Source organism: Nocardia sp. NPDC056564, from assembly GCF_042793755.1.
In the GTDB taxonomy this organism is placed as follows: domain Bacteria; phylum Actinomycetota; class Actinomycetes; order Mycobacteriales; family Mycobacteriaceae; genus Nocardia.
Window position 1 is genome coordinate 199151 of the sequence record NZ_JBHTUR010000012.1, and the last position, 20162, is coordinate 219312.

The 20162-nt window shown below is 68.2% G+C and carries 19 protein-coding genes and 1 tRNA gene; 9 read left to right on the forward strand and 11 right to left on the reverse strand.

Translation table 11 applies throughout. From position 1 onward, the window contains the following. Positions 1-110 precede the first annotated feature (110 nt). A complete protein-coding gene (locus tag ACFQ9K_RS27870) occupies positions 111-443 on the forward strand; it encodes a hypothetical protein (RefSeq protein WP_378723863.1) in 333 nt (110 codons plus the stop codon). 177 nt (positions 444-620) lie between these two features. Then, positions 621-905: a WhiB family transcriptional regulator gene (locus ACFQ9K_RS27875; protein ID WP_317983923.1), complete on the forward strand. Its 285-nt coding sequence runs from the start codon at positions 621-623 to the stop codon at positions 903-905. Between the two features lie 160 nt (positions 906-1065). On the opposite strand, the gene ACFQ9K_RS27880 is transcribed toward ACFQ9K_RS27875, so the two are convergent. Next, on the reverse strand, positions 1066-1674 hold the full coding sequence (locus ACFQ9K_RS27880) for a helix-turn-helix domain-containing protein (RefSeq protein WP_378983783.1): 609 nt from the start codon (positions 1672-1674) through the stop codon (positions 1066-1068). 143 nt (positions 1675-1817) lie between these two features. Between ACFQ9K_RS27880 and ACFQ9K_RS27885 the strand changes: the two genes are divergently transcribed. Both ACFQ9K_RS27885 and ACFQ9K_RS27890 read left to right on the forward strand, forming a co-directional pair. Next, positions 1818-2912: an aryl-sulfate sulfotransferase gene (locus ACFQ9K_RS27885; RefSeq protein ID WP_378725262.1), complete on the forward strand. Its 1095-nt coding sequence runs from the start codon at positions 1818-1820 to the stop codon at positions 2910-2912. Beyond that, positions 2903-4255: a uracil-xanthine permease family protein gene (locus ACFQ9K_RS27890; RefSeq protein ID WP_378725260.1), complete on the forward strand. Its 1353-nt coding sequence runs from the start codon at positions 2903-2905 to the stop codon at positions 4253-4255. The genes ACFQ9K_RS27885 and ACFQ9K_RS27890 overlap by 10 nt, the downstream gene beginning before the upstream one ends. Here ACFQ9K_RS27890 and ACFQ9K_RS27895 read toward each other — a convergent pair. The 4 genes from ACFQ9K_RS27895 to ACFQ9K_RS27910 form a co-directional block, all read right to left on the reverse strand. After that, positions 4192-4611: an SSI family serine proteinase inhibitor gene (locus tag ACFQ9K_RS27895; protein ID WP_378725258.1), complete on the reverse strand. Its 420-nt coding sequence runs from the start codon at positions 4609-4611 to the stop codon at positions 4192-4194. The genes ACFQ9K_RS27890 and ACFQ9K_RS27895 overlap by 64 nt on opposite strands. Positions 4612-4722: 111 nt before the next feature. After that, complete coding sequence (locus ACFQ9K_RS27900) at positions 4723-6066, reverse strand: ABC1 kinase family protein (protein WP_378725257.1); 1344 nt, start codon at positions 6064-6066, stop codon at positions 4723-4725. Positions 6067-6143: 77 nt separating this feature from the next. After that, a complete protein-coding gene (locus ACFQ9K_RS27905) occupies positions 6144-7049 on the reverse strand; it encodes a TOMM precursor leader peptide-binding protein (protein ID WP_378725255.1) in 906 nt (301 codons plus the stop codon). 86 nt (positions 7050-7135) lie between these two features. Then, the gene (locus ACFQ9K_RS27910) at positions 7136-8551 is read right to left on the reverse strand and encodes a zinc-dependent metalloprotease (RefSeq protein ID WP_378725252.1); all 1416 of its coding nucleotides are present in this window, start codon (positions 8549-8551) and stop codon (positions 7136-7138) included. A 126-nt stretch (positions 8552-8677) separates the two neighbouring features. Between ACFQ9K_RS27910 and ACFQ9K_RS27915 the strand changes: the two genes are divergently transcribed. Continuing rightward, positions 8678-9703 (forward strand): PDZ domain-containing protein, encoded by a 1026-nt coding sequence (locus ACFQ9K_RS27915; RefSeq protein ID WP_378725250.1) that lies wholly within the window; start codon positions 8678-8680, stop codon positions 9701-9703. A 6-nt stretch (positions 9704-9709) separates the two neighbouring features. Here the strand turns inward: ACFQ9K_RS27915 and ACFQ9K_RS27920 are convergent, their stop codons facing one another. Beyond that, the gene (locus ACFQ9K_RS27920) at positions 9710-10318 is read right to left on the reverse strand and encodes a PPA1309 family protein (protein ID WP_378725248.1); all 609 of its coding nucleotides are present in this window, start codon (positions 10316-10318) and stop codon (positions 9710-9712) included. A 226-nt stretch (positions 10319-10544) separates the two neighbouring features. Between ACFQ9K_RS27920 and ACFQ9K_RS27925 the strand changes: the two genes are divergently transcribed. Beyond that, positions 10545-13547 (forward strand): UPF0182 family protein, encoded by a 3003-nt coding sequence (locus ACFQ9K_RS27925; RefSeq protein WP_378725246.1) that lies wholly within the window; start codon positions 10545-10547, stop codon positions 13545-13547. A 225-nt stretch (positions 13548-13772) separates the two neighbouring features. Here the strand turns inward: ACFQ9K_RS27925 and ACFQ9K_RS27930 are convergent, their stop codons facing one another. Next, positions 13773-14333: a transglycosylase family protein gene (locus ACFQ9K_RS27930; RefSeq protein WP_378726797.1), complete on the reverse strand. Its 561-nt coding sequence runs from the start codon at positions 14331-14333 to the stop codon at positions 13773-13775. A 552-nt stretch (positions 14334-14885) separates the two neighbouring features. On the opposite strand from ACFQ9K_RS27930, the gene ACFQ9K_RS27935 reads away from it, so the two are divergent. Continuing rightward, positions 14886-14959 (forward strand) — tRNA-Met (locus ACFQ9K_RS27935). An 86-nt stretch (positions 14960-15045) separates the two neighbouring features. On the opposite strand, the gene ACFQ9K_RS27940 is transcribed toward ACFQ9K_RS27935, so the two are convergent. Beyond that, entirely contained in the window at positions 15046-15753 is a 708-nt protein-coding gene (locus ACFQ9K_RS27940) for a TetR/AcrR family transcriptional regulator (protein ID WP_378726799.1), read from the reverse strand. A 104-nt stretch (positions 15754-15857) separates the two neighbouring features. Between ACFQ9K_RS27940 and ACFQ9K_RS27945 the strand changes: the two genes are divergently transcribed. Beyond that, positions 15858-16478 (forward strand): NAD(P)-dependent oxidoreductase, encoded by a 621-nt coding sequence (locus ACFQ9K_RS27945; protein ID WP_378726801.1) that lies wholly within the window; start codon positions 15858-15860, stop codon positions 16476-16478. A 2-nt stretch (positions 16479-16480) separates the two neighbouring features. On the opposite strand, the gene ACFQ9K_RS27950 is transcribed toward ACFQ9K_RS27945, so the two are convergent. After that, the gene (locus tag ACFQ9K_RS27950) at positions 16481-17743 is read right to left on the reverse strand and encodes an MFS transporter (protein WP_378726803.1); all 1263 of its coding nucleotides are present in this window, start codon (positions 17741-17743) and stop codon (positions 16481-16483) included. Positions 17744-17946: 203 nt separating this feature from the next. On the opposite strand from ACFQ9K_RS27950, the gene ACFQ9K_RS27955 reads away from it, so the two are divergent. Beyond that, positions 17947-18750, forward strand: a complete 804-nt coding sequence (locus ACFQ9K_RS27955) for a VOC family protein (RefSeq protein ID WP_378726805.1) — start codon at positions 17947-17949, stop codon at positions 18748-18750. A gap of 53 nt (positions 18751-18803) precedes the next feature. Here ACFQ9K_RS27955 and ACFQ9K_RS27960 read toward each other — a convergent pair whose 3' ends face one another. Next, on the reverse strand, positions 18804-19373 hold the full coding sequence (locus tag ACFQ9K_RS27960; protein WP_378726022.1) for a hypothetical protein: 570 nt from the start codon (positions 19371-19373) through the stop codon (positions 18804-18806). A 123-nt stretch (positions 19374-19496) separates the two neighbouring features. Beyond that, entirely contained in the window at positions 19497-20162 is a 666-nt protein-coding gene (locus ACFQ9K_RS27965; protein WP_378726020.1) for a response regulator, read from the reverse strand.

Below are 20162 nucleotides of genomic sequence, written 5' to 3' on the forward strand. Positions count from 1 at the left end.
AAATAGGTTGTACCACCCGGCGAACTTGCCTATGGTGGGTTTTACGCACCGGGAGGTTATCCCGGCGCGCAGAGTTCAAACACACACAACGAGTTAGGAGGGAGGCAGACGTGAACATCAAATTCTTCAATGCGATCGACGTTGCGGTGAATTCACCCATGTCGGCCTCCCGGGGGATCCTCGCCTTGCAGGGGATCGGTCTGTCCGAAATCGGTGTGTACGGCACGCATGCGCAGCTCGCGCCCATGCATGCCCCGATGTGCACCGTCATTACGGACAAGCCCAGCGTGGGTGGCTGGCACCCGTCTGTCGTCGATACGGCAGACGTCAACGTCGCCGCAGCAGCCGGTTATGAGCCGGCGGACCTGCAGGCAACACGCCTCCGTCCCGCACACCAAGCGATCGTGATCAGGACTCGACAGAGATGTCGAATACCTAGGTAGGGAACTTCCCTCCCAGACCTCCTGGCCACGGATCGCACGACGCGAAACCGTGGCCAATCTTTTTCGGCCCTTCAGCCAGCCGGCCCCGGTTTCGCGGACAACACAACGAACCGCTGCAACGAGCTGAAGGAGAACGACGTGTTCACCGCCCAGGAATGGCCTCAGGCCACTACTGACGTGACATGCGGAACCGTGGCGCCGACCACTCGGACCCGGGAGGGCAACAAGTCCGTGCCTTGTCGAGCCGGAGATCCCGATCTCTGGTTCGCCGAGAGCCCCAACCAGTTGGAGCAGGCCAAGGCGCTGTGCGCCAGCTGCCCCATCCGGAAGGGCTGCTTGACCGCGGCCATGGATCGGCGCGAGCCGTGGGGTGTCTGGGGTGGCGAGATCTTCGATCAGGGGGTCGTCATCGCCCGTAAGCGCCCGCGCGGACGTCCGCGCAAGGTCGCGGTCCCGGCATGAAGCTGGGGCTGACTCACGCCGCAGCAATGACCTCCCTCCCTCCGGACGATGTGCTCGATTCGGTTGGTCCTGACACGGGCCGAGCCAACGAACGAGAAAGCAGACGAACCGCTCGCCGACGCTCGGTGAGCGGCTCGTTTGCGTTGTCGTGCAGGAAGTATCAGGTTCGCCGTGGCCCGTGGGGTGCCCGGCGGACCGTCAGCCCGTCGGCAACGGCGAGCAAGAGTGTTCTGGTGTCGTCGGCGTGCGCCCACCAGCGGTGGCGCACGCCCGACGGGCAGTAATAGGAGTCTCCGGTGGACAGCGTCACCTGCTCGCCGTTGGCGGCGACCGTGATGGTCCCGGAGACCACGTAGATCAATTCATCGTTCTGATGCGTGAATTCGCGCTCGCTCCGCTCGGTTCCCCCGGTGAACTCGAGCGCGCGTAGATCCCGCGGTCCGTGGACCAGCGAGCGCACCGAACCGTCGCCGTTCCGCTCGGCCTGTTCGAGCACACCCTCGCCGGCCCGCACGATCACCGAGCCCGGCGTGCTGTCCGCCGCGGCCAAGAGCTCGGTCGCCGTGGTGCTGAGCGCGTCGGCGATGCGTTGCAGGGAGCGCAGGCTGGTGTTGGTCCGCCCGTTTTCCAGTTGGCTCAGAAACGACTGCGACAATTCGGTCTTCGCGGCCAGCTGAGCCAGCGTCAGCCGCGCCGCCCGCCTGCGGTCGTGCACGATGTTGCCGAGCCCGGGCCAGCGCGCCTGGTCGTCGCTTCCGTTCTGATGCACCTAACCAAAACCTCTCTTGTTGCTTCAGCACCTTCTCAGCAGCCGGGCCCTGAATCCTCGTGTTTACATCACGGTGATCGCAATGCTTCCAGGGCCTCCTAGCCTACTGAATATTCAGTGGAGCTGAATATTCAGGAGGATCGGTGGAACAGAACACCCTCAAGCGCCGGGGTACCGGGCTGATCGGCATCGATGCGGCGGCGGCGTCGCCCGGTTACACGCTGTACGCGCCGTTGGCGGGGCGCGGACTCGTCGAGTTGGTCGACCTCGCGGGCGAGGTGGTGCACCGCTGGAATCTGCCGTACCGGCCGGGCCGGCACGCGCGGCTGCTCGCCGACGGATCGCTCGCCTACAACGGCGCGACGCTGGCCCGGCCGCCGCTGTTCGCGATGTGGCGCAAATACAGCGGCGGATCGATGGGCCGCTATGCCGAGGACGGCGCCCTGCTGTCGGAGCATCGCGACGACTTCCAGCATCACGACGCGCATCATTACGACGACGGGCGCATCCTCTACACCGGGGTCGAGCCGTTGACCGGCGCGGCCGCGGCGCGCGTTCAGGGCGGGGTGCCGGGCACCGAGGCCGACGGGATCGTCTGGTCGGACGTCATCCGGGAGGTCGCGCCGGACGGCAGCCTGCGCTGGGAGTGGCGCGCCGCCGAGCACTTGGATCCGAACGACTTCGCGCTGCAACCGCATTACTGGCGGGAACATTGGCCGCTGATCAACAGCGTGCATCCGCTCGACGACGACACCGTTGTCGCGAGCCTGCGCAGCGTGTCCGCGGTGATCACCATCGATCGACGTACCGGCGCGATCACGACCCTCGCCGACCGTTCGACCGTCGCGCAGCAGCATCACGCGACACCGGTCGGCGACGGCAATATCCTGCTGTTCGACAACGGTACGTTCCGCACCGGCGAGTCGGTCACCTACAGCCGGATCGTCGAAATCGACCGTGCCACCGGCGAAATCGCCTGGAGCTACCAGGATTCGCCGCGGGAGGCGTTCTTCACCCCGTTCATGGGCGGCGCGCAGCGGCTGCCCAACGGCAACACGCTGATCACCGAGGCCGCGTTCGGCCGCATCTTCGAAGTGACTCCGGCGCACCGGATCTGCTGGGAATACGTGGTGCCTTCGTTCACCGAGTACCCGGATTCCGATACCGCGCAGGTCTTTCCGGGAATCTCCAATGCCATCTTCCGCGCCTATCGCTATGCGGACGTTCCATGGCTGTGACGGATGGCCCGGCCGTGCATCCGGTCGACGAGGTGCCGCCGCTCGGCCGCGCCCTCGCGTCGGCGGTGCAGCATCTGGTCGTGATGGTCGCGACGCCGATCACCTCGGTCCTGCTGATCGGTCGCAGTCTGCACCTGGATGACGCGCAGTCGCGGGCATTGCTGTGCGCCACTTTGCTTTTCAGCGGGATCGGGACCATTCTGCAATCCGGTGGGCGGTTCGGGCTCGGCGCCGGGCTGCCGTTCGTCATGCTGCCCGGGGGTGCGGCCGTCGTGCTGTTCATCCAGATCGCGCAGGAATCGGATCCGGCCACCGCGAGCGGCGCGGTGATCATCACCGCGCTGGCCGGGATCGTGCTGGTGCCGCTGGCCCGGCGGCTGGTCACGCGGCTGCCCGCCGTGGTCATCGCCAGCATGATCGTGGTCATCGGGATCAACCTGGTGAAGGTCGCGGGCAACCTGATCACCACGCCCGACGATCCGGCGCCGGTGCGTTCGATTGTCTTGGCCGCCATCACCATTGCGGCGACGGTGCTCGCCTACCGGGTGCTGCCGACCGGCTGGCGCCGGCTGTCCGTGCTGCTCGGCATGGCGGTCGGCGGCGCCGTCGCGGCGAGCCTGGGGCAGTTCCAGCTGCGATCGGGTTCCGGGCTGGGCCAGGCGCCCGAGCTGTTCCTGTTCGGCACACCGCATTTCGATCTGCTCGCGGCAATTCCGTTGCTGGTGTTCAGCATCGGTTCGATGGCGGAGGCCACCGGTCAAACCGTGCTCAACGCGAAGATCGTCGGCAAGCGGATCGACACCCCGGTCACCGTGGGCCGCACCATTCGCGGGGACGCCGTGACCTCACTGCTGTCCGGCCTGTTCGGCGGTCCGACCATGGTCACCAGCGGCGAGAACATCGGCCTGATCCGGTTCACCAACATCCGCAGCCGCTACGTCACCGCCGGCACCGGCGTGCTGCTGATCGTCGCCGCGTTTCTCGCCCCGATCGGCCGCCTGGTGAATTCCCTTCCCGGCCCGGTCATCGGCGGCACCGCGGCGATCACCTTCGCCATGATCATCACCGCCGGCCTCGGCCTGTTTCGCGAGGTCGACCTCACCTCCGACCCTGTAATCCTCACTGCCACAGCGGCTTTGACCGCCGGGCTGCTGCCGATCCTGATTCCCGGTATCTACCGCGGATTTCCCACCGATCTGCGCCTGCTGCTCGGCAGCGGAGTGACCATGACCGCCGTCGTCGGCGTGCTCGTGCACCTCGTGTTCGCCGCCCGCGGGCGTCAGAAGTCGAACACCGACACCGTCGTGGCCCGCAACACGCAAACATTGGAGAAGAAGCCGTGATCGGAGACCGGCTTGCCGCGCCAGACGCCGTCGATGGTCGCGACCACCGGATCGAACTCGTCCGAACAGAGCGGCGGCACGGTGAAATCGGCCAGCGCCCGGATATTGCCGTCCGCCGCGACCAGGTTCTTACAGGCCTCCTCGGCTTTCGGATGCGTCCCGCCGACCGCGGGCGCGCAGATCAGGCTGACGGTCCGCTTGTCCACCACCTCGACCGATATCCCCGGCCCCACCGACAGCGACACCACCGACTGCCCGTCCACCCCTGCGGTCGCGCCGACCGGCGCGATCATCGACGCCCCGAACGCAACCGCCGCACTGATCGAAACACCGACAACCCGACCGGTGCAGGACATGGCCACCACCCTTCGTAGACGGAGCCGAGCCGACCTGAGCCGAGGCTAGCCGACCGAGCACCGCGCCCTCCGCAATTGGGGTCACGCGGCTCGGTCAGAAAAGGTCGCCGGTCAGCTTGCGGTGCGCTCCTCGCGGAAGCCCGGCATCCAGGTGCGGACCAATTCCATGAACGGGAGCTCGGCGTCGAGCTGGGCGAGGATGCCGACGGAGCCGCCGAGCACCCGGAAGATCATCACGTATTCGGCCGGGAGTTGCAGGGCGCGCGCGGTTTTCATCTCCTGGCTGGAGATGTCGGAGGCCTTGCCCGCGACCCGCTGCATCCACCGGCGGGTGAAGTGGAACGAGTCGGACTTGATCGGATCGGTGAACGGCCGCAGGTAGTCGGCGATCTCCTGGTGCGTGACCGTGCGGCCGGGGATGACCCAGCCGTTGTCGTACATCAGCTCGGTGAGTTCCTCGAACCGCTCCTCGACCGCGAGCGCGAGCATCCGGCCGAGCACCACGGGGAAACCGTTCGGCATGGGCGCACAGGCGCCGAAGTCGATGACGGCGAGCTTGCCGTCGGGCAGCATCATGAAATTGCCCGGGTGCGGGTCGGCGTGCAGCAAGCCCACGGTCTCCGGGGAGGAGAAGTGGAAGCGGCCCATCAGCCCCGCGACGCGGTTGCGCAGCTCGCGGGTGCCCTCGGGGTCTTCGGCGCCGGCCTTGATGATCGAGGACACCGCGGTGCCGTCCAGCCATTCGGTGACGATCACCTTCGGCGCGCTGGCCACCACCTTGGGCACCACGATCTCCTGGTGCCCGTCGAAACCCTTGGCGAAGGCGCGCTGGTTGGCCGCCTCGTTGCGGTAGTCCAGCTCCTCCTCGGTGCGCTCGGTGATCTCGGCGAGGATCGGCTTCACGTCGGCGCCCGGGATGACCGACGCGAGCAGCCCGGTCATCCGGTTCAGCGTCTTGAGATCGGCGCGCAACGCCTCGTCCGCGCCGGGGTACTGCACCTTCACCGCGACCGTGCGCCCGTCCGACCACACCGCCTTGTGCACCTGCCCGATGCTGGCCGACGCGGCCGGTGTGTCGTCGAACTCCTGGAACCGCTGTCGCCACTGGGTGCCGAGCTGCTGGTCCAGCACCCGGTGCACGGTCTCGGCGGGCATCGGCGGCGCGGCGGCCTGCAACTTGGTCAGCGCCTCGCGGTAGTGCTCGCCGAACTCCTCCGGAACCGCGGCCTCCATCACGCTGAGCGCCTGCCCGAACTTCATCGCGCCGCCCTTGAGCTCGCCGAGCACGGTGAACAGCTGCTCAGCGGCCTTTTGGTTCAGCTGTGCGTTGATCTCGGACTTGTCGCCGCCGGCCAGCTTCTTCCCGAACCCCACGGCGGCCCGACCGGCGATGCCGAGCGGAATCTTGGCCAACTTGGCGTTACGGGATGAGCGGCGGCGCACAATCTCAGACACGTACCCATCATGGCGGAAGAAGCCGGTTCTTAGCCATGGCAATCTTGAATAGGCGCCGTCGGCGGGAGTGACCCCGGTCACGTGTCCCGAGCCGGCGCCGGGGTTCGCCGGGGTGCCCGACATGCGGTGAGCCCGGCCGGAATTCGCCGGCAACCACAGTCCGCGTGCCGCGGCCACGGCCGTCGGCCGAGCCGGTGCGCGGCCGGGTCGAACTCGAGCGTGGTGTCCAAGGTCGCCAGTGACCGGCGGGTGGACAGCGCGAGGATGTCGTCCACCTCGCTGACCGCGAGGGCGGCGATCGCGGCGATCTTCGCCGGCGACGCATGCCCGACCCGGCCCAGCAGCTGCGCGGCCATATGCGGCCAGTCCGCGTCGTTGTCCGTGCGCAGCAGATCGGCGCAGCGCAGGCAGCTGGTCGCGCCGGGCAGCACGAGCGGGCCGATCACGCCGCGACCGTCGCGGATCCGCACCGGCAGGTGCGCGACCCGGTGCTGCACCAGGTCCTCGATCAGGCGCGGATCGGCGACCATCGTGTCGGCCAGCACCACCAGGTCGGCCCGCCAGCCGGACACCGGCGCCGCGTGCGGCCGGTAGTCGCGCGAACGGCTCGGGCGGACACCGAGCCTGCGCAGACCGGTGGTGATCGCGTCGGACAGCGGACCGAGCCCGTGCACCCGCACCGACCGGATCCGCCCGCCGCGATCGTCGGGGTGGTCGAGCATTCCGGCCTCGTCGAGCACGTCGAGCAGCGCCATCGCGTGGTCCGGCTCGATGCCGCATTCGCCTGCGCGCCAGACGATCTGGGGTCGGGACTGGGTTCCGTCCAGCAGGCGCAGGAAGGCGAGCACGGTGTCGGCGTCGAGCCCGGCGGCGTCGAGCAGCACCGCGGTTTCGGGATGCCAGCCGAGCTGCACGACGCCGGACGGGCGCACCAGCACGGTGAGCTGCGGGCGCAGCATGGGACCGCGACACAGGGATGTCATGCCCGGCAGTATGCGCAAGCCGCAAAGCGCAGAAAGCGACGAATCCCGTGGTTATCCACAGGGATTCGTCGCTACCAACAGGACAATCAGGCGGACGTGCCGCTGTCCTTGCCCAGGTCGGGACCGGACTGCTCGCCGCCCGCCTCGCCGGCCCGGTCGCGCTCGGCCTTTTCCCGCGCCTCGGTCTCCGCCAGTTGCGCCAGCGGATCGTCGAACGCGGTGGTGCCGCCGCCGATCACCGAATCGATGAAACCGGCGGGGGAGTCCAGGTCGTTGGAGTCGGGCAGCAGGTCCGGGTGCGCCCAGACGCCGTCCCGCTTCTCCATGCCCGCGTCGCCGGTGAGCCTGCGCCACAGCGCCGCCGCCTCGCGCAGCTTGCGCGGCCGCAGCTCCAGCCCGACCAGGGTGGCGAAGGTCTGCTCCGCCGGGCCGCCGGTGGCGCGCCGCCGGCGCAGCGTCTCGGCCAGCGCGCCCGCGCCGGGCAGCCGATCGCCGACGGCGTCGGTGACCACGACCTCCACCCAGCCCTCGATCAGCGCGAGCAAAGTCTCCAGTCGCTCCAGCGCCTGCTTCTGCTCCGGCGTGGTCTGCGGCTCGAACGCGCCCTGGGACAGGATCTCCTCGAGCTTGCCCGGGTCGGTCAACGCCGACGGATCGATGCCCTGGGCGGCCTCCTCCAGCGCGGAGAAGTCCATCCGGATGCCGCGCGCGTAGTCCTCGACCGCGGCCAGCACCTGCTGGCGCAGCCACGGCACGTGCCCGAACAGGCGCTGATGCGCGGCCTCCCTGGCCGCGAGGAACACCATGATCTCGCTCTCCGGCTGCTCCAGGCCCGCGCTGAAGTCCGCGATCGCCGCGGGCAGCAGGGCGGCGGTGCCGGACGGACCGAGCGGCAGGCCGATGTCGGTGGAGGTCAGCACCTCCTTGGCCAGCTGGCCGAGCGCCTGGCCGAGCTGCGAACCGAAGGCGAGCCCGCCCATCTGGCCGAGCATGCCGACCATCGGCGCCGCGAACTCCTTGGCCTCCTCGGGCAGCGACGCGGTCCACATGCCCGAGATCTGCTGGGCCACCGGGTCACACAGCCGCTGCCAGGTGGACAGGGTCTCTTCGATCCAGTCGTTGGCGGTCCACGCGACGGTCTTGCTCGCGCCCGCGGGCAACGTGGTCGCGCCGTCGAGCCACAGCTCGGCGAGGTGCGCGGCGTCGGCGACCGCGCTCGCGGTCTTCGCCGACACCGGGGTCACGCTCGCACCGAGCTGCTGGCGGGCCAGTCGCTTGGCGACGTCGTAGTTCACCGGGCCGGACTGTGCCGAGCCCGGCTGCCCGATGCCGCTGAGCATCTGACCGAGCGAGGTCAGCATCTGGCCGAGCTGGGACGGATCGAAACCGCCGCCGGGTCCACCCACTCCGAACGGGTTGTTCGACTCGGGACCGCCCGGCTCGTCACCGCGCTTGCGGTCGTCGTCGTCGCGGTTCGAAAATCCGAAGGGGACGTCACTCATATGCTTCACGTTACGCGTGTAGTGCAGGCAGTTGATGTTCGCGCGGCGCGAAATCGGGGACGCGCGGGAGCGCCGAATGTCCGCCTCCGCCGTCCGCGCACGGCGGCCATCACTACTGTGGTCCAGGTGAATCGTCGGATCCTCACCCTGGTGGCCGCTCTGATCCCGGTGCTCGTGCTCGGCGCGCTCGGCACGGTGCTCACTGTGCCGTTCGTCGCACTCGGCCCCGGCCCCACCTTCAACACGCTCGGCAAGGTCGACGGCAAGGAGGTCGTCGACGTCCGCGGCGCCGAGGTGGACCAGACCACCGGCCACCTCAACATGACCACCGTGTCGGTGCGCGACGGGCTGAGCATCTTCGAGGCGTTCGGCTTCTGGGTGAGCGGCAAGCACGGCCTGGTGCCGCGCGCCGAGGTCTACCCGCCCGGGGTGTCGCGGGACGAGATCGACAAGTCCAACCAGCAGGACTTCAAGGATTCCGAGAGCAACGCCGAGGTCGCCTCGCTGCACTACCTGAACATGCCCACCGTCGTGCTGCTGCGCAAGGTGGCCGAGGACGGCCCGGCCAAGGACGCGCTGAAACCCGGCGACGAGATCATCAGCATCAACGGCGCGCCGATCGCCGCGCCGAAGGATGTGGTGACGGCCGTGTCCGCGCAGCCGCCCGGCGCGCAGCTGACCCTGCAGGTGCGCCGGGAGAGCGCCGAGCAGACCGTGCAGGTGACCCTCGGCGCCCGCCCCGACGACAAGGACAAGGGCTACCTCGGCGTGACCCCGGGGGAGGGCGCGCGCCCGCCGTTGCAGGTGGACTTCAACCTCGCCGACATCGGCGGCCCGTCGGCCGGGCTGATGTTCAGCCTCGCGCTGATCGACAAGCTCACCCCCGGCGAGCTGGACGGCGGCAAGTTCGTCGCGGGCACCGGCACCATCGATCAGGACGGCAAGGTCGGGCCGATCGGCGGCATCCAGTACAAGATGATGGCCGCGCGCGAGGCCGGCGCGGAGACCTTCATGGTCCCCGCCGCCAACTGCAACGAGGCCAGGCAGCGTACGCCCACCGGCCTGCGCCTGGTGAAGGTCGAAAACCTCACCGGTGCCGTGCAATCGCTCAACGACATCAACGCGGGCAAGGAACCCGTCGGCTGCGGCTGACGCGGGTCAGTCGAGCCCGGACCACTCCAGCGTCGCGTGCAGCGCGTCGATGAGGTTGGGCGCCAGGTTCGGGTAGGTGCGCAGGTCCAGGTCGCCGAAGTCGTCGGCGTCCTCCTCGGGCCGCAGTTGCAGCAGGCACAGCGACGCGCCCGCGCGCAGCACCGCGGCGAACAGGCGGGCCTCGCGCCGATCCGGGTGCGCCTCGGCGGCGGCGCGCGCGGCGGCGTCGGCCGCCTCGTGGTCGGCGAGCAGCGGCACCAGCGCCTCGTCCAGGGTGGATTCGGCGTCCGGCGGCAGCACCACGATCTCCTGCACCAGCACGCAGCCCTGCACGGCGGGCGGCCAGCTGGTGGTCGCGAGGAAGTCGTCGAGCGCCACCGAGCCGCCGGTGATGTCGTCCGGAAACAGTTCCTGGGCAACGGGAGTCAGCTCGGCCGCCTCATCGACCTCGTCGACCAGTTCGGGCTGGGCCGCGATCAGGTCGGCGGTGGGCACCAGCGCGAACATCTGCGGCGGTCTGCCCCACCCTTCGGCGTCGACGAATTCGGCGACCTCGCGGACGGAGCGGGCGAGGACGAGTTCGGCGTGCAGATCTGCGGGGGTCACGGTGAACATCCAATCAAACGAACCGCGCGAGCAATCCACAAACCCGCTGCTTCACACTCCGCTGACCATCGCGCGCGAGTTTCGTGAGCGTCGAACAATAGGCAGAGCATGTCATCGGTGTCCGATTCCGTAGAGTGGGCCGGGACGGTCCGAAAGGACCACCCGCAACATCGGACTGCGGCATCTCGGCCGGACGTATCGGCGCGAGTGCCGCCGGACCTTGGAGAGTGGCATCGTGGGCATGCGGCCCCCCACCGGCTTACCTTCGCTTTCCCGACGCAGCCGCGTACTGCTGCTGGCGGCGATCGCCCTCGCGGCGTTGCTGCTACTCGGTCCACGGCTGACCGACACCTATACCAACTGGTTGTGGTTCGGCGAGGTCGGTTTCCGCAACGTCTATCTCACGGTGTTGCGGACCCGGATCCTGCTGTTCCTCGGCGTCGCCATTTTCGTCGGTGTGGTGGTGTGGCTGGCGCTGCTGCTGGCCTATCGCTCCCGGCCGGTGTTCGTGCCGGTGGCCGGTCCGAACGATCCGATCGCGCGCTACCGCACCACCGTGATGAGTCGGCTGCGGTTGTTCGGCGTCGGCATCCCGGTGCTGCTCGGTCTGCTCTCCGGCCTGGTGGCGCAATCGAATTGGGTCACCGTCAACCTGTTCCTGAACAGCAGCTCGTTCGGCGAGCAGGACCCGCAGTTCCATCTCGACGTCAGCTTCTACGCGTTCGAGCTGCCGTTCTATCGGACGATCCTGAACTGGTTGTTCGTCGCGGTGGTCATCGCGTTCTTCGCCAGCCTGGTGACGCACTACGTCTTCGGCGGGCTGCGGCTCAGTGGCCGCGAGGGCACGCTGACCCGCGCCGCGCGCATCCAGTTGGCCGTCATCGCCGGGCTTTTCGTGCTGCTCAAGGCGATCGCCTACTGGTTCGACCGCTACGAGTTGCTGATGAGCAGCCGCAAGGAGCCCACCTTCACCGGTGGTTCGTTCACCGACATCAACGCGGTGCTGCCGGCCAAGCTGATCCTGTTGTCCATCGCGGTGATCTGCGCGCTCGCCTTCTTCGCCGGCATCGTGCTGCGCGATCTGCGGGTGCCCGCCATGGCCGCCGCGCTGCTGGTGCTGTCCTCGATCCTGGTCGGCGCGGTGTGGCCGCTGGTGGTCGAGCAGTTCTCCGTGCGCCCGAACGCCGCGGACAAGGAAAGCGAGTACATCCAGCGCAATATCGCCGCCACCAGGCAGGCGTTCGGCATCACCGACGACAAGATCACGTATCAGGACTACAAGGGCGAGAGCAACAAGAGCCCGCTGCAGGTTCCGGTCGACGCGCAGACCATCGGCAACGCCCGGCTGCTCGACCCGAACATCCTGTCGCCCACCTTCACTCAGCTGCGCCAGCTGAAGAACTTCTACGGCTTCCCGGAGTCGCTGGACATCGACCGCTACAACCTCGACGGCGATGTGCAGGACTACATCGTGGCGGCCCGCGAGCTCTCGCCGGCCGCGTTGAGCGGTAACCAGAAGGACTGGATCAACCAGCACACGGTCTACACCCACGGCAACGGTTTCGTCGCCGCGCCCGCGAACCGGGTGAACAAGCCGCAGTCCGACGACCCGAACGCGACCGGGGGCAGCAGCGACAGCGGCTACCCGATCTTCATGGTCAGCGACCTGTTCACCCCGCCGGACAAGCAGCGGATCAAGGTCGACCAGCCGCGCATCTACTTCGGCGAGGTGATCTCGCAGGCCAGCCCGGACTACGCGATCGTCGGTGCGAAGGCGGCCCAGCGGCCGCGCGAATACGATTCCGACACCGCGCAATTCACCTATGACGGCAAGGGCGGCGTGCCGATCGGCAACTGGTTCAACCGGCTCGCCTTCGCCGCCAAGTACGCCGAGCGCAACATCCTGTTCTCCTCGGCCATCGGCGACGACTCCAAGATCATCTTCAATCGCGATCCGCGCGACCGGGTGCAGAAGGTCGCGCCGTGGCTGACCACCGACGGCAACGCCTACCCGGCGGTGGTGAACGGGCGGATCCAGTGGATCGTCGACGCGTACACCACGCTGGACGACTACCCGTACGCGCAGAAGACCTCGCTGGACGGGGTCGAGGACAGCATCGACAAGAAGACCGGCAGGCTGCTGCCACGCAAGCAGGTCAGCTACATCCGCAACTCGGTCAAGGCCACCGTGGACGCCTACGACGGCACGGTGAAGCTGTACGAGGTGGACTCGAAGGATCCGGTGCTGAAGGCCTGGCGCGGGGTGTTCCCCGGGGCGGTCGAGCCGGAGAGCGCGATCACCCCGGAGCTGCGCGCGCACTTCCGTTATCCGGAAGACCTGTTCAAGGTGCAGCGCGAGATGTTGACCAAGTACCACGTCGACGATCCGCGTGAGTTCTTCACCAACAACGCCTTCTGGTCGGTGGCCGCCGATCCGACGATCGACGGCGGGGCGCCGGCCAACCAGCCGCCGTACTACGTGCTGCTCGGCGATCCGAAGGGCGGGAACAAGCCGGTCTTCAATCTGACCAGCGCGATGGTCGGCTACAACCGCCAGTTCCTGTCGGCCTACATCTCGGTGCGGTCGGATCCGGACGACTACGGCAAGTTCACCATCCTGCGCCTGCCGACCGATACGCAGACGCTCGGCCCGCAGCAGACACAGAACCGGATGACGACCGCGCCGGAGGTCTCGCGGGAGAAGACGCTGCTGTCCAACTCGAACAAGATCAAATACGGCAATCTGCTGACCCTGCCGATCGCCGACGGCGGCATCCTCTACGTGGAGCCGTTCTACAACGAACGCAATACCGGGGCGAATACCGCGACCTTCCCGCAGCTGCTGCGCGTACTGGTGAGTTATCGGGACGACGCAGGCAGCGTGAAGGTGGGTTACGCCTCGACCCTGGCCGAGGCGCTGAACCAGGTACTGCCCGGAAGTGGCGCGCTGGCAACGCCTTTCGGTGGCGACTCGGGCACGCGTCCGCGTCCGGGTTCGGTTCCGCCGCCGCCGGCGGAGACCAGCACCCCGCCGCCGAACACCGGTACTCCGCCGCCGAACCCGGGCACCCCGCCGCAGACCGGTTCGTCGGCGGCCAAGGATGCCGCGGCCGCGGCGCTGAACCAGAAGATCGAGAACGTGCGTAATGCCATGCGCACGGGCAACTTCCAGGACTTCGGCCGAGCACTCGACGAGCTGGACGCGGCGGTCAAGGCGTACCAGGACGCAGGGCGCTAGCCACCGTCGGCAACGGAACGAATACGCCGCCATCACGGAGATGGCGGCGTATTTCGTTACGGTAAAGAGTTTTCCGGTCTCGAATGCGATCAGCGACTTATCAGCATTCAGGCGACATATTCGGATTGTCGTGGAGACCGGTATCGCTATACGGCGGTTTGCCTAAAAGAATCGGCGCTGCTCTCGCCAAGGAGAGAGCAGCGCCGATTCGAGATCAGCCGAGACTCAGCGGCCGGCGATCGACTCGATCAGCGAGCCGTTCTGGTCCAAGATCTGCTGGAACTGGTTCTCCAGGCCGTGCTGCTTGGCCAGGTCACTGCCCAGCGACTTGGCCTGCTCGACCAGGGCCTTGGGGCTGCCGGGGACGGCGGGCAGGGCGGGTGCGGCGGCCTCCGGGGCCGGCTCCGGCTCCTGCACGGCCTGGGGCTCCGGCTCGGAGGTGCCCGGCCGCAGGTACTGGCCGCACACCGGCCAGGCGCCCTGGCCCTGCGTGGCGAGCACGTTCTCCGCGACCCGGATCTGCTCCTCCTTGCTGGCATTGTTGGCAGAGCCGTGGCCGCCGTTGGCCGCCCAGGTGCTCTGCGAGAACTGCAGGCCGCCGTAGTAGCCGTTGCCGGTGGCGATCCCCCAGTTGCCGCCGCTCTCGCACTGCGCGACGCCGTCCCAGTTGTGGGCAGGCGCGGCCGATGCGGTCGCGGTGGAGAGTGCGAACGGGACGGCAACAAGGGCGCCGGTAACAGCGGCAAAGCCGAGGGCGCGAGCGTTGAACTTCCGGTTCTCAGTCATAAGTGCATTTCCCTCCCTGCGCCTACCGACTCGGCGATAAAGCCGCCGGTCCCTGCCCCCAGGTTGTCGGGGATCCTCGAGCCGCGGGGCAGGGTTGCCGGTATTCGAGCGGTTCGAGTTCGAGCCCTTCACGGGATGATCCGGGCCGTGAACGCACGGTAACGAAGAAATCTCGGCAGATCACGTCTTGATAACACCCGCATTACCTGATGCGAATAACCCGAATATGACCCTTTATGCAGGTCGCAAATGCCGTCGACACGCATTCTGGACGGTCTGTTATAGCAAGGTTATGTGTTCGATATCACCACGATATTGTGATCCGGATCACGTTTAACCGGTTGCCGTGGTCGGTGATAGGCCCATCCGCATCGCGGATCTCGACGACTACCGCTCGGGTCGCCACCGCAGGGCCGGCGTGACGCTGCTCTCCGCCCCCCGATTCCGGCTCTCGCGCGCCATGCCCGCGTCTGCCTTTCAGGGCGATGAATACGCCGTTTACCAGGCGATTTGGCGTGCGCGTGAACCCGTGTGTAATGTTGTGTTTACCGACGCGGGGTGGAGCAGCTCGGTAGCTCGCTGGGCTCATAACCCAGAGGTCGCAGGTTCAAATCCTGTCCCCGCTACAACGAAGAATGGCCCGGAACGCACAGTTCCGGGCCATTCTTCTTTTCTCCTGGGCGCGGTCGGGTCACGGGCCTACGGCCGGTGCTCAGATGGGTTGCCGGGCGGCGTTCTCGGCATCGTGGATGAGAATCCCGTCGAGGATCACCCGCAGCTTCCATGTCTCGCGTGCGCCGCCGCCTGCCGTCAGCAGCGGGGCGAGTTCGTGGATCGTCGGATAGTCCTCTGCGGGGAGGGCGCGGTAGACGGCGTCGAGGCGGGCGGCCGTGTCGGCCACGGATTCGGCGGGTTCCTCGGTGACCGCCCGGGCGGCGGCCTCCAGGGCGGCCGAGGCGATGTATTGGCCCAGCAGGTCGACGGCCCAGGCGCAGGCGGCGTCCCTGACCCCGCCGAGACGCAGCAGGCGCAGCATCTCTTCGACCAGTCGCAGGATGTGCGGTCCGGTGGGGGCCTCGGTGAAGGCGACGGCGGCGAGATCGCGGTGCGCGGCGAGGGCGGCGACGGTGCGTTCGACGAGCAGTTCCAGCCGGGCGCGCCAGTCGCCGTCCGTGTCGGCGGGCAGCTCGACCGCGGCCACGGCCCGGTCGTGGGTCAGCAGCATCAGCTCGCGTCGGTCGTGCACATAGACATAGAGCGATGCCGACCCGGTATCGAGCGCCTGCGCCACGCGGCGCATGCTCACCGCCGCGCAGCCCAGCTCGTCGACCAGGTCGAGGGACGCGGCCACGATCGCGTCGAGGCTCAGCGGAGCCTTCGCGGGACTGGTGCGGGGATTGGGGCGAGGGGAGCCGGGCATGTGCCGAATCCTAGCTTGACAAACAGTGCTCGGAGCGAGCATCGTTCGGAACGATCAGTGATCGTTACGATCGCTGATCGTGAATCTTGAGCAGAGGAGTTGGCATGAAGGTGATCGTCTTCGGTGCCGCCGGGCGGGCGGGTCGAGCCATCGTGACCGAGGCGCTGGCCGCAGGCCACGATGTCACCGCCGCGGTCCGCGATCCGGCAAAGCTGTCAGCGGCCGGCCTGCCGGCCGTGACCCGCGCCGATGTCCGCGACCCGGACAGCGTGCGCGCGGCCGTCGCGGGGCACGAGGTGGTGATCAGCGCGATCGGCCCCGCCGGCCGCCACGCGCACGGCCTCTACTCCGACGCCGCCCGCGCGATCGTGCCCGCGATGCGGACGACCGGGGCGTCCCGCCTGATCGCCATCACCTCCAGCGGTGTCCGCCGCGACGACCCGAATCACGCACTCTGGTACCGCTGCCTCGCCCGAACCCTGATGAACGAGCTCTACGGCGACATGCGCCTGATGGAATCCATCATCAGCGAATCCGCCGTGGACTGGACCTTCGTCCGCCCCACCCGCCTGACCGACGACCCGCCGACCGCGACCTACCGGGTCCAAGACGGCGAAACCCCGCGCGGCGGTTGGAAAGTGCCCGTCCTCGACGTGGCCCGCTTCATCGTCGAGGAACTGGACGGCCACCGCTGGTCACGCGCCGCGCCGACGCTCGCGCGGTAACGTCACACCTCGTCCAGCGCACGCCGGCCGGTCACCGGCCCCCACACCCAGACCAGCGCGACCATGGTGAGCAGCGCGACGGTGATCACCGAGAACACCAGCCCCGGCCCGTTCGCCCGGTCGAGCAGCGGCAGCAGCAGGAACGGCAGCAGCGCGGTGCTCACCTTGGACAGCGAATAGGTCGCGCCGGACGCCGTGCCGCGCACCGCGGTCGGGAACGACTCCGGTAGATACGCGTGGATGGCGTCGGAGAAGACATTGCTGGCGATGGTGAACAATCCGCCCGACAGCAGGATGAGCGGCACGCTGGTGGCGAAGCCGAAGGTCAGCCCGAACAACGCCATCAGGGTCGCGGTCCCCATGACCAGATACTTGCGCTCTATCCGCTCCATCAACGGGATCGCCAGCAGCGAGCCCAGCGGATATCCGAGATAGGTGATGGCCAGGTAACTCAGCGAGGTGACCACCTCGAATCCCTTGCGGTCCAACACGAGTACCGCCAGGGTGCCGAACCCGTAGTAGCCGAACACCTGCAAGATCATCACCGCGGAGAACAGCGTCGTCCTGGCCCGGTACGGCGGTTTGACGATCGCGCTGAACGGCAGGCCCTTCGTCTTGTCCGCCTGCCGCGCAAGCCAATGCGGCGATTCGGGCATGTCCCGGCGCGCGACGACCACCACCGCGGCGCCGAGTCCGCCGATCACGAACAGCCAGCGCCAGCCGTCGATGCCGAAGGGCTGCAACGGAACCAGCCACTTGGCGAGGAATCCGACGGTGGGCACCGCGCAGAAGCCGATCGTGTACGCCATCGCGATCATCCGCCCGCGCACCTGCGGCGGAACCACTTCCGAGAGATAGGTGTCCGACACCGTCATCTCGGCGCCGATCCCGAGTCCGGCCAGGAATCGCGTCGCCATCAGGAAGGCGACGTTCGGGCTGAACGCGCCGAGCAGGGTGAATCCGGAGTACAACGCGATATTCACCATGAACATGCGGCGCCGCCCGAACACATCCGACAACCGGCCGATCACCAGCGCGCCGAGGAACTGCCCGGCGAACGCCGAGGCGAGGATCCCGCTGAGCTGGAATGTGGACAGGTGCATCTCCTGCTTCAGCACCCCGGTGATCGTCCCGGCGAGGAACAATTCGTAGAGATCGAAGAACAGTCCGGCACCGACCAGCGCGACCAGCTTGCGATGAATGGGGCGAACCGGAAGTTCGTCCAGCCGCAGCCGTTCCCGGCCGACGTCGGATGTTGTGGTCATCCCGCCATACTCCTGATCAAGCCCCCTTCCGGCAACACATCAGCGTGGTGTGTCCGGTTCGCGTCGCTTGCCCGGCCGTTGCCGGAACGTGCCTGTCCGGAACGCCGATTCCGGCCTGTCCGGCGGGCCCCGGTGGTTGACTTGGCCGCGTGCAGGCCGCGTCCGGCCGCACTTCAGTACACCGAGGTCAGGAGGCCACGGATATGCCTACGCACGACGGAAGCTGGTCGCAGGGAACGCCCTGCTGGGTCGACAGTCAGGTCGACGACACCGCGCGGGCCCGTGAGTTCTACGCGGAGCTGTTCGGCTGGGAAATCGTGGATAGCCCGCCGGACGCGGGCGGCTATCTGATGGCGCTACGCCACGGCAGGCCTGCAGCGGGGATCGGGCCCAAGCCCGACGGCATGACCATGCCCTCGGTGTGGACCACCTACTTCGCCGCCGACAGCGCCGACGCGATCGCCGAGAAGGTCACGGCGGCAGGTGGTTCGGTGCTGATGGCGCCGTTCGACGTGCTCGACGTCGGCCGCATGTGCGTCGCCGCCGACCCGATCGGCGCGATCTTCGGTGTGTGGGAAGCCAAGGCGCACACCGGTGCCGGCATCTACAACGAGGACGGCGCGTACTGCTGGAACGAACTGCACACCGATCGGTACAAGCAGGCGCAGGAGTTCTATTCCGCCGTATTCGGTTGGCACTACACCGAAATCGGTGACGGACAGAACTTCGTCTACTCCACCTTCGGCCTGACCCAGGACGGTGCTCCGGTCGGCGGCGTCAACGACGCGAGCAAGACGCCCGGCGACGCGCCGTCGTTCTGGCTGACCTGGTTCCAGGTGGACAACGCCGACGCGTCCGTCGCCAAGGCCACCGAGCTGGGTGCCACGGTCCTGATGGGAGTGCACGACAGCCCATTCGGCCGGATGAGCGTGCTGCAAGGCCCGCAGGGTGAGGCGTTCGGCGTCATCGACCCGTCGACCGTCGCCGAACCGCAGGCAGGCGCGTAGTCGGAGGTACCCGAAAGGTGAAGGAAGGGCCGGCGTTTCGGCGCCGGCCCTTCCTATCTCTGCTTGATCGGCGGGACGGCCAGATCGGTTCGTCGCGTGGTCATCTTGACCGCCTTGTTCTCCGCCGCCGCGGCGGCATTGGCCAGTTCGACATTCTCAGGAGCGGCGGCGGCCTGGTCGGCGGCCCGAGCGGCCCGATCGGCCTCGAACGCGCCGAGGAAGCTGTTGGTCGCCTCCTCGGTGGCGAGCACGGCGGCCAGGGCGGCCTTGGCCGCGTCGGCGGCGGCCTGTGCGGCGGTGGCGGCGGTCGAGGCGGCCTCGGCGGCCTTCGTCGCGCTGTCGATTCCGGTGTGGATGGTCGCGCGCGGGCTGCCTGCCTTCGCCTTGCGATCGGTTTTCGCGCCGGGGGCTGCGGCGCGGTCGGCGGCCGCGGCCCGCGCACGAGCGCTCGCGGCTCGCTGCCGTGCCTGCTGGATCAGCGCACGGGTAACGGGCTTCTCGATCGCCCGAGCGCCGGGCGCCTGATCGCCGATGTCCTGAGCGCCCGCGACGCCGGCTCCGGACAAAACCAGCGCCGCGCAGGCGGCAACCAGGACAACGACTCGGGGGCGATCCCTACGCATAAGCGCTCCATCCATGGAAGAAGACCAGCCAGTCTGGTTAACCGTACGTCCGATCAGCCGGATTCGGTGCGACCCCGGCCTGGCGTGCCGCGTTCCGTCCCCGCCCGCGCGGCAGGCCGCTGATCAGCGATATCCGGGCGGCCTCCGGGCCACCAGGCCGTGCTGGTGGGCGTAGACGACCGCGTGGATGCGATCACGCACACCCAGTTTGGCGAGGACCCGCGAGACGTGGGTCTTCACGGTTTCCTCCCCGACCCCGAGCTGCGCGGCGATCTCGGCATTGCTGCGCGCGTCGGCGAGCAGGAGCAGCACCTCCAGCTCACGCGCGGTGAGCTGCCCGACCTCGGGCGGGGTGTGCGGCGGTGCGAGGGTGGCGGCGAAGCGCGCGGCCAGCCGGCGGGTCATCGACGGATCGATCAGCGCGTCGCCGCGCGCCGCGATGCGAATGGCGGCGACGAGTTCCTCCGGCGGCAGGCTCTTGAGCAGGAACCCACTCGCGCCCGCCTGCAACGCGCGATACAGATTGGCGTCGCTGTCGTAGGTGGTGAGCACCAGGACGTGCGTGCCGCCCGCCGCGACAATGGCCTCGGTCGCGGCGAGCCCGTCCAGCTTGGGCATGCGCACGTCGAGAATCGCGACATCCGGTCGCAGCCTCGCGGTTTCGGCGATCGCCGTCCGTCCGTCGCTGACCTCGGCGACACAGTCGAGATCGGCCTGACTGTCGAGCACCGCCCGCAGGCCGGAGCGGAACATGCTGTGGTCGTCGGCGATCAGCACCCGGATCGGCAT